The 14,264-nt window shown below is 70.9% G+C and carries 11 protein-coding genes; 8 read left to right on the top strand and 3 right to left on the bottom strand.

All coding sequences use genetic code 11. The features are described 5' to 3' along the window. Positions 1–61 precede the first annotated feature (61 nt). The 4 genes from G3I56_RS34940 to G3I56_RS34955 all read left to right on the top strand — a co-directional run bounded on the left by G3I56_RS34940 (position 62) and on the right by G3I56_RS34955 (position 3,618). Positions 62–637, top strand: coding sequence for a hypothetical protein (locus tag G3I56_RS34940; protein WP_164416156.1), 576 nt, complete (start codon positions 62–64; stop codon positions 635–637). After that, positions 612–1,925 (top strand): ABC transporter substrate-binding protein, encoded by a 1,314-nt coding sequence (locus G3I56_RS34945; protein ID WP_164416158.1) that lies wholly within the window; start codon positions 612–614, stop codon positions 1,923–1,925. The genes G3I56_RS34940 and G3I56_RS34945 overlap by 26 nt, the downstream gene beginning before the upstream one ends. An 82-nt stretch (positions 1,926–2,007) precedes the next feature. Beyond that, positions 2,008–3,003 carry a YafY family protein gene (locus G3I56_RS34950; protein WP_164416159.1) on the top strand — a complete coding sequence of 332 codons (996 nt, stop codon included), beginning with the start codon at positions 2,008–2,010 and terminating at the stop codon, positions 3,001–3,003. A gap of 402 nt (positions 3,004–3,405) precedes the next feature. Continuing rightward, on the top strand, positions 3,406–3,618 hold the full coding sequence (locus G3I56_RS34955) for an I78 family peptidase inhibitor (protein ID WP_164416160.1): 213 nt from the start codon (positions 3,406–3,408) through the stop codon (positions 3,616–3,618). Between the two features lie 25 nt (positions 3,619–3,643). On the opposite strand, the gene G3I56_RS34960 is transcribed toward G3I56_RS34955, so the two are convergent. Together G3I56_RS34960 and G3I56_RS34965 are read right to left on the bottom strand one after the other, a co-directional pair. Continuing rightward, positions 3,644–4,684, bottom strand: a complete 1,041-nt coding sequence (locus tag G3I56_RS34960; protein WP_164416162.1) for a phosphatase PAP2 family protein — start codon at positions 4,682–4,684, stop codon at positions 3,644–3,646. A 220-nt stretch (positions 4,685–4,904) separates the two neighbouring features. Further along, the gene (locus G3I56_RS34965) at positions 4,905–6,101 is read right to left on the bottom strand and encodes a mannosyltransferase family protein (protein ID WP_164416247.1); all 1,197 of its coding nucleotides are present in this window, start codon (positions 6,099–6,101) and stop codon (positions 4,905–4,907) included. Between the two features lie 310 nt (positions 6,102–6,411). Here G3I56_RS34965 and G3I56_RS34970 point away from each other — a divergent pair, with 310 nt between their 5' ends. Both G3I56_RS34970 and G3I56_RS34975 read left to right on the top strand, forming a co-directional pair. Then, a complete protein-coding gene (locus G3I56_RS34970) occupies positions 6,412–8,022 on the top strand; it encodes an MFS transporter (protein ID WP_164416164.1) in 1,611 nt (536 codons plus the stop codon). Between the two features lie 481 nt (positions 8,023–8,503). Beyond that, entirely contained in the window at positions 8,504–9,700 is a 1,197-nt protein-coding gene (locus G3I56_RS34975; RefSeq protein WP_164416166.1) for an acyl-CoA dehydrogenase family protein, read from the top strand. Between the two features lie 38 nt (positions 9,701–9,738). Here G3I56_RS34975 and G3I56_RS34980 read toward each other — a convergent pair whose 3' ends face one another. Continuing rightward, a complete protein-coding gene (locus tag G3I56_RS34980) occupies positions 9,739–10,182 on the bottom strand; it encodes a cell division protein SepF (protein WP_164416168.1) in 444 nt (147 codons plus the stop codon). 975 nt (positions 10,183–11,157) lie between these two features. On the opposite strand from G3I56_RS34980, the gene G3I56_RS34985 reads away from it, so the two are divergent. Then, positions 11,158–13,083, top strand: coding sequence for an FAD/NAD(P)-binding protein (locus G3I56_RS34985; protein ID WP_239135295.1), 1,926 nt, complete (start codon positions 11,158–11,160; stop codon positions 13,081–13,083). A gap of 52 nt (positions 13,084–13,135) precedes the next feature. Beyond that, positions 13,136–14,221, top strand: coding sequence for an LLM class flavin-dependent oxidoreductase (locus G3I56_RS34990; RefSeq protein WP_164416170.1), 1,086 nt, complete (start codon positions 13,136–13,138; stop codon positions 14,219–14,221). The last annotated feature ends 43 nt before the right edge of the window (positions 14,222–14,264 follow it).

A 14,264-nucleotide genomic window follows, 5' to 3' on the forward strand; every position in this document is an offset into this window, starting at 1 on the left:
TCGGTCGACCCTGAAAGCTCCGGGCACCCATGGCCCGGACCGACACCCGGTGGTGAGCCAGATGGTTCTCGGGAGCGACCTCAGGCGGGGGAACGCACGGCGGGGTACGGCGATGACGGCCGCTCTGTTGTTCCTCCTCGGCCCCGCCCTCGCGGCGTGCAGCGACGACGGCGGTGGCGCGACGACATCCACCCCTTCCGCGTCCACGGAGCCGACGCAGACGACGGAGACGAAGGAACCGACGGAGACATCCGCGGAGCCGGGTGGCGACAGTCCGGCCGACCCCGTCGCCGCCGAGAAGGAGATCCGGCGGAACTGGGTGAAGTTCTTCGACCCGGCCGTCTCCCTCGACGACAAGAAGGCCGTCCTGGAGAACGGCGACAAACTGGGACTGCTGCTCCAGGCGTTCAGTGGCGACCAGCGGGGCGGACAGGTCGAGGCGAAGGTCGACGACGTCAAGTTCACCTCGCCGACCGCCGCGAACGTGAACTACGCGCTCCTCCTCGACGGTGCTACGGCCCTGCCCAACGCGTCCGGCACCGCCGTCGAACAGGGCGGCACCTGGAAGGTCTCCCTGAACACGCTCTGCGCGCTGGTCGGGCTGAGCGGCGATGCGACGGCGGCTCCGGGCTGCTGAGTCGGCCGCCCTGGGACTGCTGCTCCTGCTGAGCGCGGCCTGCGGCAGCCGTCTCCCGGAGAGCGACTTCGAGCACCGCGGTAGGTCGACGACACCGGCGGCCGGTACGACGCCCCTGCGTGTCGGCATCATCACCAGCGCCACCAGCCCGGTCGGCGCCGCCGCCTTCACCGGCCCCCGCGACGGCGCCAAGGCCTGGTTCGACCGTCTCAACGCGCGCGGGGGCATCGACGGCCGCCCGGTCGAGGTCCGGCTGTGCGACGACGGCGGCAGCGGCGTCGGCAACAACGAGTGCGTGCACCGGCTGATCGACGGGAACGACGGGAACGACGGGAACAAGGTCGTCGCCCTGGTCGCCACCACCGCCCTCGACTACGCGGGCGCCTCCCGCGTCTCCCACGCGCGCGTGCCCGACATCGGCGGCCAGCCCATCGGCGCGGCCTACGACACCTACCCCCACCTGTACGGCATCTACGGCAGCCTCGCGCCCCGCGACGGCACCCCGGGCTGGGGTGGGCTGCTGTACGGCGGCACGGAGGTCTACCGCTACTTCGCGCGCGTGCACGGTGCCCGCACGGCCGCCGTCGTCTCGTACAACCAGGCCGCCTCGGCCGCGTACGCCCGGCTGGTCGTCCGGGGGCTGAAGGCGGAGGGCTACGACGTGGTCGCCGAGGAGGTCGACTTCGCGCTGCCCAACTTCCGCGCGGCGGCGGCCGACCTGAAGGAACAGGGCGCCGACCTCGTCTTCGACGCCCTCGACACGCACGGCAACGCGCGACTGTGCGAGGCGCTGGACGACGTGGGCGCCGAGATCACCGCCAAGGTGACGAACGTACAGAACTGGACCTCCACCGTCCCCGAGGACTACAAGGACTCCCCGCGCTGCCGCAACGCCCTGTGGGCGACCGGGGCGAGCCGCGACTACGAGGACACGGACCAGGCGGCCGTACGGGACTTCCGCGACGGCACCGAGAAACTCGGTACGCACTCGCAGTGGCAGCTGGAGGGGTGGGCGGCGGCAATGTGGTTCACGGAGGCCGCCCGGGCCTGCGCGCAAGCCGGAACGGGCGTCACGCGCGCGTGTGTCGACGACTTCATGAACCGCAGCCAGGGATACACCGCTGACGGTCTGCTGATTCCGGTGCGGTTCGAGCGGTCGGCCGAACCGCCGCGAACGCGCCGGACGTGTCTGTCGGTGGCTCGATGGCAGGACGGCAGGGGCTGGGTCTCCCAGGGGGACATGAACGACAACTGCTTCGATGTGCCACAGCTGGCGTACCGGCCATGACCGTTGGAGAGGTTGAGAAGGCCGAGAAGGTCGAGAAGGTTGAGGACAGTGGCTGTCCGCGACCGCTGGCAGACTCGCTCCCATGTTGGAGACCTCCGCACGGCTGCTGCGACTGCTCTCGCTGCTCCAGGCCCACCGCGAATGGACGGGCCCCGACCTGGCCGACCGCCTCGGGGTGACCCCGCGTACCGTCCGCCGGGACGTGGACCGGCTGCGCGAGCTGGGCTATCCCGTGGCCGCCAGTCCGGGCACAGGTGGCGGCTACCGGCTCGGCGCCGGGGCCGAGTTGCCGCCGCTGCTGCTGGACGACGACGAGGCGGTCGCCGTGGCCGTGGGGCTGCGGACCGCCGCCGGGCAGGGCATCGAGGGCATCGGCGAGACCTCCGTACGGGCACTGGCCAAGCTCGAACAGGTGCTGCCCGACCGGCTCCGCCGACGGGTGGGGGCCCTGAACGCCTTCACCGTGCCGATGCTGCGCGGGCCACAGCTCTCCGCCGTCGACCCGGCCGTCCTCACCGAACTCGCCCACCTCTGCCGGGACACGGAACTGCTGCGCTTCGAGTACCGGGGACACGAAGGATCCGTGACCCGGCGTACCGTCGAACCGCATCGCCTGGTGTGCACCGAGCGGCGCTGGTATCTGGTCGCCTGGGACGTCGACCGCGCCGACTGGCGTACGTTCCGCGTGGACCGCGTCACGCCGAAGCCGCCGCACGGACCGCGCTTCGCTCCTCGTACGCCCCCGTCGGACGATCTCGCTGCCTATGTCTCCCGAGGCGTCTCCACGCGCGCGTACGCCTCGCACGCCGTCGTCCGGCTGCTGGTGCCCCTCGCGGAGGCCGCGGCGCGGATCTCGCCCTCCGCCGGGACGCTGGAGCCGGACGGCGAAGAGGCCTGTCTGCTGCGCACCGGGGCCGCGAACCTCGACGTGATGGTCATCCACGTCATGGTCATGGGCTTCGAGTTCGAGGTGCTGGAGCCCGCGGAACTCGTCGACGTGATCATGACCTCCCGGGACCGGCTGTCTCGCGCGGTGGAACGATCCGCGCGAACTCGGAGCAGCTCAGAGGCGCTGTAGTGAAGATGTGATGCGCGGATTATGTGGGGAAAACGTGAGTGTTTTATACGTTCTGCCGTCGGGTCGGCGGCCGAGGCGCGTGGCATCAGCACGTATGGCGTGTGTAAGACGCGCGTAAGGCGTCCTGGTGGGGGCCGCCGACGCAATTTGCTGTCTCCCAGTTGCTCTTCCGGCGATCGTGAAAGGGGTTTATCGCGGCTCGCGAAGGCTTGGCGAATTACGTTCGAATGGCCGTCGGAAGTATGGGTGACCAGCTCTCGTGTATGCCGAGCGCGTGATGATTATCGCCCGAAGTGGATGGCGTGATCTTGTGACAGAAGCGTGACCGGAGGCGTACCGAGTGATGCGTGGTGCCGGGGTCCGGGCTTCCCCGGCTGCCGGTGGGCGCCTACCGTGGCGGGCATGTCACCGATTCCCAGGACCGAAGAACCCCAGGACAGTCCGGACACCTATGTCGGCCTCGACGTGGCGGGGGCCGAGCGGCTCGCCCGGGAGCGCGGCTGGTCCGCGGTACGGTCACTGCCCCCCGGGGCGATCGTCACCATGGAGTACCGGTCGGGGCGGCTCAACTTCGAGGTCACCGACGGCAGGGTGACGCGCTGCTGGAAGGGCTGAGACCGGCCGGCACGCCCCCGGTGGCTCAGCTGTTGCCGGGCAGGGGGCGGGTCGAAGGGTTGCCGGTGGCCCGCGGGGCGCGGTCCGCGTGCGGCGGGCGGCGGCTGCCGGCCGGGGTGACCGGGCTGCGCTCCGAGCGGATCGCGTGCGTGCCCGGGGCCAGGTGCGGAGGGTGCGCGGGCGTCCGGGACGACGAACGGGCCGCCGGAGCGGTGTTCTCGCGGGCCGTGACCTCTTCCTCGGCGGTCGCGTACGGCTTGAACATCGCCGGCGAGCCCACCCGGGCCGGGACGGGCGCGGTGCTGGGACCACGGGCACGCCTGCGGTCGCGCAGGTCCAGGATCCAGGTCTCGGTGCGGGTGATCAGCGGCTCGCACCACGGCAGCGCCAGCAGGACCAGCAGGCCCGCGACCCAGCCGAGGATGACATCGCTCAGCCAGTGTGTACCCAGATAGACCGTGGTGAGGCCGACGCCGAGCGACATCAGTGCCGAACCCGCGGACAGCCAGCGCCTGGTCCACGGGGTCGAGGCCAGATAGGCCAGGATGCCCCAGGTCACCACGGCGTTCGCGGTGTGACCGCTGGGAAATATATCCCCGCCCATGCCCATCTCGTTCGAGCCGATGGTGGTCGCGTAGTGCGGTCCGAGGCGGCCCATGCCGATCTTGGCGGCACCGACCGTGACGTTGAGCAACAGCAGCGCGGCGCCGAACGTGAGCAGCGGGCGCAGGGTGTGCTGACGCCAGGCGCGCCAGCCCAGCCAGGCCGAGATCATCACGGCGGTGGGGCCGCGCTGACCGAGCACCACGTAGTAGTCGAGGAAGGCGTGGATCTCCGGCCACTGCTGGTAGGGCCGGAAGAACATGACCTGCCAGTCGAGCCGGACCAGCCATGAGGTGATCACGACGGCCCACACGGTGGCGAGATAGAAGGCCAGGGTCGCGACAAGGAGCGCGATCCTGTGCCGGCTCATCTTCGGCACATCGATGTGGGTCGGCCGTCCCGGTTCACGGTCCAGCCTCGCGAACACCCGGTCCAGACGGGCGAGGTTTCGTTCGGTACGCACCCAATCGACGTTACAGCGAGTGAGCTCGGATCTCCGCCCAATCCGCGGCTTTGTAATGACGATGTGATGTGGGATTGCTCTCAGGGCGATGTTTAATTCCCTGGAATCCCTATTCGGCGACTCCTCTTCCCCCATTTCCATTGATCATGCGGCGGTGTTGTTTTATGGCTCTTTCGAATTGGTTCACCGGATGGTTGTCCGGAATTCGCCGGGCGGTCGCTCAGGGTGGACCGGAGCCGTTCAGCCAGAACGCCCCGTAGATCGCGGAGGCCACCGCGACCACGCCCGTCACCACCACCGACCTGGTGGTACGCGGCCGGGCCAGCGCCTGGGCGAGCGGCAGCAGGAGTGGGAACGCGGGCAGCAACAGGCGTGGTTTCGAGCCGAAGTAGCTCGACGCGCACAGGGCGAGCACGGTGACGACACCCGCGTACACCAGCAGCGGCAGCGGCTGGCGCTGTCGTACGCAGCTGACGAACAGCCGGATCAGCAGGCCCACGCCGATGATCAGCCCGACCCCGGCGAGTGCCGACGGGAACGACGTGAACTTGTCGGCGACGAAGCGGGCGAACGCGACGCCGCCGTCGAAACCGTTGCGCCAGCCGGCCTGGACGTCCAGGTAGCCCAGGGGGCCCTTGCCGGTACGGTGGCCGACCCACAGGACGTAGCCGGCGGCGCCGAGCGGCGCGATCAGCATGCCGAGGGCGCGCCGCCAGACGGGCGCGCCGTGCGAGTCGGGCGCGCTTCGGTCCCCTTCGGACGAGGTACCGAACGAGGCCTTGAGCGGCGTACCGAACGACGTACTGAACGGCGTACCGAGCGACGTACTGAACGAGGCGATGGCCGTCACCCACACCGCCGCCACCACCGCGAGTCCCACCGGGCGGGTCAGGCCCGCCAGCAGGGCGAGGGTGCCCGCCGTCAGCCAGCGGCCGGTGAGGACCGCGTACAGGGACCAGGCGGCCAGGGCCGTGAACAGTGACTCGCTGTACGCCATCGACTGGACGATCCCGACCGGCAGCACCGCCCACAGCAGCACGGCGCAGACGCCGACCCGGCGGCCGTAGACGTGGTCCGCGACCGCGAACACGCCCCAGGCGGCGGCGAGTGACGCGAGGGCACTGACCACGAAGCCCGCGTCGGCGTACGACATCGGGGTGACGGACGCCAGCAGCCGCTCCAGCCAGGGCAGCAGGGGGAAGAACGCGAGGTTCGAGTGCACGTCACCGTTGGGGAGGCGCACCTCATAGCCGTAGCCGAGTTCGGCGACCCGCGTGTACCAGAGCGAATCCCAGCGGGCGGTCAGCAGCGTGTACGCGCTCTTGTCCCGCGCCGCGCTCCACACGGCCAGCGCGACCAGGCCCAGCACGCGGACGGCCGCGTACCCGAGGAGGGCGGGCGCGGCACGGCGGAGCATGGGCGGTGCGGGCAGCGAGCGGGTGCCAGGATCTGTCACCGGTCGATTATCGACGGCGTACGGGACGAGGACGGGCGCGGAGGCGGGCGGCCCGCCGGGTGCGTGGTGCACGACACACAGGTCCCGCGGACGGGTGAGAGGTCCGCCACTTTTCGCCGCCACGAACTCGCGTACGCTGTCGGACCACTCGCTTTTCGCCGTGCGGCCCCGAGGACACCTGTCACCGCTCCTCCTCGGCCGAAGCCGAAGTCCCCCGGGGAGTCCCCACCCCGCGGACCGTCGAACGCGAGGGAATCTTGGAGGTACGTACATGTCCGGGACGGCCACGGCCGCCGCTGCGCTGCGCCGTCGGGCGGCCGGGGCGAGTGCCAACCGCTGGGTCGTCCTGTTCGTCCTCTGTACGAGCCTGCTGCTCGTCGCGGTCGACGCGACCGTGCTGCACGTGGCGGTGCCCGCCGTCAGCGAGGACCTCCGGCCCGGCGCGATAGAGCTGCTCTGGATCGTCGACATCTATCCGCTGGTCTGCGCCTCGCTGCTGATCCTGTTCGGCACGCTGGGCGACCGGGTCGGCCGCAGACGGATCCTGCTCCTCGGGTACGGGCTGTTCGGCGTCGCCTCCGGCCTGGCCGCCCTCGCCGACAGCGCCCCGGTACTGATCCTGGCGCGGGCGCTGCTGGGCGTCGGCGGCGCGATGATCATGCCGGCGACGCTCTCGATCCTGCGCCAGGTCTTTCCCGAACGGCGCGAACGGGCGCTGGCGATCGGTGTCTGGAGCGCGGTGGCCGCGGTGGGCGCGGCGGTCGGTCCGCTGCTCGGCGGCTTCCTGCTGGAGCACTTCTGGTGGGGTTCGGTCTTCCTCGTCAACATCCCCCTGATGCTGGTCAGCCTGCCGATCGGCCGGCTGCTGCTGCCCGAGTCGCGCGGCGAGGGGGTCGACGGCCCGTGGGACGTGGTCGGCGCGCTGACGGCGGCGGGCGGGCTGTTCGGCGTCGTGCTGGGCGTGAAGCGGCTGGGCGGCGGCGAAGGGGCCGGGAACTTCCTGACGGTCGTGCCGCTGGTGGTGGGCGCGGTGCTGCTGGTGCTCTTCGTACGGAGGCAGCGGCGGCGTACGCATCCCTTGGTGGACCTGGGGATGTTCGCGCGGCCCGCGTTCAGTACGTCCGTCGGGTGCATCGTGCTGGCGATGCTCGCGCTGGTCGGGCTCGAACTGATCGCGGCGCAGTACTTGCAACTGGTGCTGGATCTCTCGCCGTTGCAGACGGGGCTACGACTGCTGCCGCTGACGGTGGCGGCGATGGCGGCCGGACTCGCCGGGGCGCGGCTGCTGCGGAGGTTCGGGCCCCGGACGATGGTGTGCGCCGGGTTCTGTCTCACCGCGGCGGCGGTCGTGCTGCTGACGGCGATGGGCGGCGAGGACAACGCGGGGCTGCTGCTGTCCGGGTTCGTGCTGTTGGGCTTCGGCCTGGAGACGACGCTCTTCGGGGCGTACGAATCGATGCTGAGCGAGGCTCCGGCGGCGCAGGCGGGCGGGGCGGCGGCGATCGGCGAGACGTCGTACCAGCTGGGCGCGGGGATCGGGATCGCGCTCCTGGGAAGCGTGATGAACGCGGCGTACGCGCCGGGGGTGGGGTCGGTGCCGGGGGTTCCGGCGTCGGCGTCGGCTGCGGCGGGGCGTTCGCTGGGCGAGGCGTACGAGGTTGCCGGGCGGCTCGGGGGGTCGCCTGGGGATGCCCTGCGGGCGGCGGCTCGGGACGCGTTTGTGCACGGGCTGCATGTGACGTTGCTGGTGAGTGCGGGGTTGTTGCTGCTGGGGGCGGTGATGGCGTTGCGGTTGCCGCGGGCGATGCAGTGTGGCGGCGCCGCTGAGCCGGTGGCCGTGCCTGGCCCCCGGGAGGTCGCGGGGTCCCGCGTGTCGGTGTGAACGCCGGGGGTCTCCCACCCACGCACCACCCGTGACGGTCACTTGAGGGGTGGACGTTTCCCGTGGGGGTGCGGGAGCGTCGGCGGGTGGCGGGTGGCGAGTGCGGGATGCGGTGGGTTGGACGGGGGCGGGGTGTTGCCTTGGGCTGGTGGATCGCTGGGGCCGGCTGCCGCCGTCGGCGCGCGTACCCCTACCAGCGACGCCTGCCTTGGCAGGTCTCAGCCACGGGTGGTGGTGGGGTGCGGGGGAGGGAAAGGCAGTGACCGCCTGTCGACCGGGTCCGCAGGGGTGGGCGGGGTGCGGAAAGCTGTCACGGGCAGCCGTCGACGATAGGTTCGTCTCGCGGGCCACGGGGACCTGTCGTCAGGGCCGCGCGGGCGTGGGCGGGCGTTCGCTGGACGTGCGGCACACTCCGTCGTACCGTCGGGATCAGCGTCGTAACTAGCGGTGCTAGTTTAACCGAGTTGTCGGAGGGCTCCCTGTGGCCGCGTTCGTGAACCTCCCCCCGTTCGACCCCGCCGACCCGCTCGGCCTCGACGACCAGTTGGACGCCGAGGACCTGGCGGTCAGGGACACCGTGCGGACCTGGGCGGCCGACCGTGTGCTGCCGTATGTCGCCGGGTGGTTCGAGGAGGGTGAGCTGCCGGACATCAGAGGGCTCGCCCGTGAACTGGGCGGCATCGGCGCCCTGGGGATGTCCCTCACCGGGTACGGCTGCGCCGGCGCGTCCGCCGTGCAGTACGGCCTCGCCTGCCTGGAGCTGGAGGCCGCCGACTCCGGAATCCGCTCCCTCGTCTCCGTGCAGGGCTCGCTCGCCATGTACGCCATCCACGCCTTCGGCAGCGAGGAGCAGAAGCAGCACTGGCTGCCGAACATGGCCTCCGGTGACGTCATCGGCTGCTTCGGGCTGACCGAGCCCGACCACGGCTCCGACCCCGCCGGAATGCGCACGTACGCCAAGCGGGACGGCAGCGGCGGCGACTGGGTGCTCAACGGCCGGAAGATGTGGATCACCAACGGATCCGTCGCCGGCGTGGCCGTCGTGTGGGCGCAGACCGACGACGGCATCCGCGGGTTCGTCGTGCCCACCGACACCCCCGGGTTCTCCGCGCCCGAGATCAAGCACAAGTGGTCGCTGCGCGCCTCCGTCACCAGCGAACTGGTGCTCGACGACGTGAGGCTGCCCGCCGACGCCGTACTGCCCGAGGTCACCGGACTCCGTGGTCCCCTGAGCTGTCTCTCCCACGCCCGCTACGGGATCGTCTGGGGTGCCATGGGCGCTGCCCGCTCCTGTTTCGAGGCCGCTGTCGACTACGCGAAGACGCGCGAGCAGTTCGGGCGGCCCATCGGCGGGTTCCAGCTCACCCAGGCCAAGCTCGCCGACATGGCGGTCGAGCTCCACAAGGGGATTCTGCTCGCCCACCATCTGGGGCGGCGCATGGACGCCGGCCGCCTGCGTCCCGAGCAGGTCAGCTTCGGCAAGCTCAACAACGTACGAGAGGCCATCGACATCTGTCGTACGGCCCGGACGATCCTCGGCGCCAACGGGATCTCGCTCGAATACCCCGTGATGCGGCACGCGACGAACCTCGAGTCGGTGCTCACGTACGAGGGCACCGTCGAGATGCACCAGCTGGTGCTGGGCAAGGCGCTCACCGGACTTGACGCCTTCCGCTGACCTGAACAACGGACGGCGGGGCCGGTGAGCGGCCTTGCTCAGCTCTGGTTGAAGAAACCGTCCGCGCGGTGCGGCTGGGCCTCCCCGCTGACGATCTCCGTGTCGGCGGGGGTCAGCAGGAACACGCGGTTGGACACCCGCTCGATGGAGCCGCGCAGGCCGAAGATGAGGCCTGCGGCGAAGTCGACGACGCGCTTGGCGTCGGCGGCATCCATGGCGGTGAGGTTCATGATGACCGGAACGCCGTCCCGGAAGAGCTCGCCGATGGCACGGGCGTCCCGGAAGCTGTCCGGGGTGACCGTGCCGATCCGGCGGCCCTTCTCCTCGGCCACCTCGCCGGCGACCTTGACCCGGGGGTCCGTGACCCAGGCATCCCCGGGCTGCTCGGTCCCCTCGGAGTAGTCGTCGTCGTAGTAACGCTCGTCATCGTTGTTGTCGTCGACGAGGCCAAGCCAGGCACTCGCCTTGCGTACCGATCCCATGGACGCCTCCTCTCACAGCGGTCTCTCATGCATTCCGCATCCCTATGGTCATCCATGATGCGGATGGCGCGCCAAGTGAATAGACGCCGCGCGGGGGTTTCGTGACGGTACTGGTGCACAACCATTTCGTCGAGAGGCCCCACGCCGCAAGGGTCTTGCTGTGTCCGGCTGCTGACTGAGAGTGAAATATGATTCTTCGTGGCGTATGGGTGACCGTTGGGACGTATGGGTGAATGGGCGTCCTGCCCGCTTTCCTGACGGATGCTCAGTCACGGTCAGCGGGTGCCCAGTCACGTCCGGATCACACCTGACGTCGGGTCAGCCCTTGATCTCCGGCGGGGAGATCGGCGAGCCCGAGCCGTGCGCGGCGATCGGATGAGCGGATGTACAGGTGAGCGGCAGCGCGTTCCTGAGGTGGTCTTCTGAGACGGTCTCCCGGGGGCAGACAGAGGCCAAGGGCAAAAGGCAAAGGGAAGGGAAGGGGCGGGGCCGGGAAAAGAAAAACGCGGTGCTTGAGGGGAGGGGTGTGCGCGAGTGTGAAGGCGCGGATGAGGCGTGAGATGTGCGGGAGAAACGCGAAAAGGCGCCCGGGCGAGCGGGCGCGCAGGGGGTCAGCTCAACAGGACGAGGACCACACTCGACCGAGGTCGATGTGGGAGCGTTTGACCAGCCACTGCTGTGGATGCATGGGGCAAGTGGAACAGGCATTCGATGTGGCGTCAACGACGTGAGATGAACCGCTCACAGTTCGGACAACCTTGACAGTGAGGGGAAACGTCCCCGTACAGTCGGTGGACGGCCCTGCTGAGGGGCTCGGCCGTACCGTGCGCATTGACGGCTGTATCGCGTCCTGCGGCACCCGTGTGAAGGCATCACCGTGTTCGACCTATCGCGTCGCGGAGCCTTTGCATGTCCTCAGACACCCTGGCCGGATCGGCCCCACCCGCAGACCCGGAACAGCCGCGTGACGCGGCGCTGTCGCCGACTCTCGTCATCGTCGGGGCCGGTCCGCGGGGGACCGGCCTCCTGGAGCGGATCGCGGCCAACGCGCCCGAGCTGTACGGGGACTCCGGCCTCGACATCCATCTCGTCGACCCCTATCCGCCGGGCGGCGGCCGGATCTGGCGCGAGGAGCAGTCCCCGCTGCTGTGGATGAACTCGCAGGCCCAGGACGTCACCATGTTCACCGACGAGACGGTGGCCATGGCGGGCCCGGTGCGTCCCGGCCCCACGCTGCACGAGTGGGCGGACATCGACGGCCGCGTCTTCTCGGACCGCCGGCGCCTCGGCGCCTACCTGAACTGGGTGTACGAGGACACGCTGGCCGCCCTGCCGCCCGGCATCCGCGTCCAGCACCATGTCGGGCGCGCCCTGCGGGTCGACGGACCGCGCGAGGGACGCCAGCAGGTGTGGCTGGAGGGGCGCGCCCGGCCCCTGGTCGCCGACCTCGTCGTACTTACGCTCGGGCACCTCGACGCCGAACTCGACGACGAGCAGAGCGAGTTGGCTGCCTACGCGCGGGCCAACGGCCTGGTTCATCTGCCGCCCGACTTCACCGCCGACAGCGACCTGTCCGCGCTGCGGCCCGGTGAACCCGTCCTCGTGCGGGGTTTCGGGCTCGCCTTCGTCGACCTGATGGTGCTCCTCACGGAGGGGCGCGGCGGGCGCTATGAGGAGGACGGCGAGGGGGAGTTGGTCTACCGGCCGTCCGGGCGCGAGCCCGTGCTCTACGTCGGTTCGCGGCGCGGGGTGCCGTACCACTCGAAGATCGGCTACGACTGGACCGGCGAACGGCCGCCCCTGCCAAGGTTCTTCGGGCCCGGCGAGGTGGACGCCCTGCTCGCCCGTCCGGACGGCTTCGACTTCCGGCGGGACGTATGGCCGCTGGTGGAGAAGGAGTTGGGGTTCGCGCACTACCACCGGCTGTTCACCGTCCACCCGGAGCGCACCGGCGGAGCCTGGACGGACTTCGAGGAGAAGTACGCAGCCGCGGACCGGGCGGAGCGCGAGGTGCTGATCGCCTCCGCCGTGCCCGATCCGGCCGACCGGCTCGACCTCGGCGCCCTCGACCGTCCGCTGGAGGGGGTTAGCCATCCGTCGTACGAAGCGCTCCAGGAAGGGCTGCGAGGGTACATACGGGACGATCTGACCCGACGTCACGACCCTTCGTGCAGCCCGGACCTGGCTGTCTTTCTCGGGCTGCTCTCCGTCTACGGGCAGCTGGTGCGGCTCGGCGACATCGGGTCCTGGTGGCACGGCTTCTTCAGCTATCTCGCCTCCGGGCCGCCCGGACCCCGGCTGCGGCAGATGCTCGCGCTGTCCCGGGCCGGCTTTCTCGACTTCCTCGGCGCCGACACGACCGTCACCGCCGAGGACGGGGTCTTCCGGGCGAGCGGCGCCAGTGTGCCCGGTGCCTCGGTGGAGGCCCGCGCGCTCGTCGAGGCGCGGCTGCCGGAACCCACCCTGGAGCGCGCCCGCGACACCCTGCTGCGCGAGCTGTACAACGACGGGGCCGGTGTGACCCCCGAGGGGCTGCTCGCCGTGGACGCCGGTGACGGGCGGCTCCTGGACCGGGACGGCCGGCCGCATCCACGCCGCTTCGCGCTCGGGCCGCACACCGAGGCTCGGGGCTCGGGCGCGTTCACCCGGCCGCGCACCGGCGGCCCCGCCTTCCGGCAGAACGACGCGACGGCGCGCGCTGCACTGACCTTCCTGGGGGCGCTGGACGTTCGCCGGCGCGGTGCCGAGGACCGCGAGTACGGCGAGTACGGCGAGTACGGCGAGGACCGCGATGCCGAACACCTCGACGATGGCGATGCCGAGCACCGTGACGAGCGGGTTGCCGGTCGTGTTTCCGTGCGCGATGCCCAACCGGTGGCCGATCACGGCACCGCCGCATGAAGCCTCCCTCACGACGCGGGTGCTGTGACGCACCGACGAAAGGTTCAACCTCATGACCTCAACGCACGGCCGGGGGCTGCTGCACCTGGCCGCCGCCGTCGATCAGCCCGTGGCCGGTCACCAGGCTCTGCTCGACGCCGACCTGTACGTCGAGTCGGCGCGGCTCGCCGAGAGCGGCGGCCTCGACTTCGTGACGCTCGGCGACTCCTTCGCGCGCCCCGGTCCTGACGCGCTCGGCGTGCTCGCCCGGGTCGCGCCCGCCACCGCGCGGATCGGTCTGGTCCCCACCGTGACCACCACGCACACCGAGCCCTTCCACGTCCAGGCGGCCGTGGCGACCCTCGACTGGGTCAGCGGCGGCCGGGCCGGCTGGCAGCTCGACGTGTCGGCGACCGAGGCCGAGGCCCGGCTCTTCGGCCGTCGCCGCGCCGCACCCGGCGACGAACTGTGGCGGGAGGCCGGTGAAGTCGCCGACGTGGCGGCCCGGTTGTGGGACAGCCGGGAGGACGACGCCGAGACATGGGACGTGGCGGCCGGTAGCTTCGTCGACCGGGACAAGCTGCACCAAGTCGACTTCGACGGTGCCACCTTCTCGGTCAAGGGCCCGTCCGTCGTGCCCCGGCCACCGCAGGGCCACCCCGTCCGCGTCGTCGACGCCACCGAGGGACAGGCCCGGCAGACCGCGGCCCGGTACGCCGACGTGGTGCTCGTCCGGGCGGTGAGCGCCGAGCAGGCGGGGGCCGTACGGGACGAACTGCGGGTTGCCGCGAAGGACCTGGGACGTGACCCGGACGAGCTGCGGGTCCTCGCGAGCCTTGTCGTCGACCTGGGCGGCGGCGAGCACGCGGCCGAGCCGGGGCACGGGGGCGGTGGTCCCCGGCCGAGCGCGCACGGCCCGCTGTACCGGGGCGGGCCCGTCGACCTCGCCGACCTGATCACCGCCTGGCACACGTCCGGAGTCGTCGACGGCTTCCATCTGGTCCCCGTCGAGCCGCGCCGCGACCTGGAACGGCTGGTCAACGGAACGGTGGCACTGCTCCAGCACCGCAGCCTGTTCCGCACCTTCTACCCGGGCCGCACGCTCCGGGAACACCTGGGGCTGGCCCGGCCGGCCAACCAGTACGCGGGCCGGTCGTGACCGCCGGGGGCGCGCCGTGACCGTACGGGCGCCGGGGCGGGGG

The sequence above is a fragment of the Streptomyces sp. SID12488 genome (genome assembly GCF_010548275.1).
Taxonomy (GTDB): domain Bacteria; phylum Actinomycetota; class Actinomycetes; order Streptomycetales; family Streptomycetaceae; genus Streptomyces.

Coding starts and splice junctions, on each gene's coding strand:
- G3I56_RS34955 (WP_164416160.1), top strand. CDS start 3,406: ATGTCACCGATTCCCAGGACCGAAGAACCCCAGGACAGTCCGGACACC.
- G3I56_RS34940 (WP_164416156.1), top strand. CDS start 62: ATGGTTCTCGGGAGCGACCTCAGGCGGGGGAACGCACGGCGGGGTACG.
- G3I56_RS34965 (WP_164416247.1), bottom strand. CDS start 6,101: ATGCTCCGCCGTGCCGCGCCCGCCCTCCTCGGGTACGCGGCCGTCCGC.
- G3I56_RS34970 (WP_164416164.1), top strand. CDS start 6,412: ATGTCCGGGACGGCCACGGCCGCCGCTGCGCTGCGCCGTCGGGCGGCC.
- G3I56_RS34950 (WP_164416159.1), top strand. CDS start 2,008: ATGTTGGAGACCTCCGCACGGCTGCTGCGACTGCTCTCGCTGCTCCAG.
- G3I56_RS34945 (WP_164416158.1), top strand. CDS start 612: ATGCGACGGCGGCTCCGGGCTGCTGAGTCGGCCGCCCTGGGACTGCTG.
- G3I56_RS34980 (WP_164416168.1), bottom strand. CDS start 10,182: ATGGGATCGGTACGCAAGGCGAGTGCCTGGCTTGGCCTCGTCGACGAC.
- G3I56_RS34990 (WP_164416170.1), top strand. CDS start 13,136: ATGACCTCAACGCACGGCCGGGGGCTGCTGCACCTGGCCGCCGCCGTC.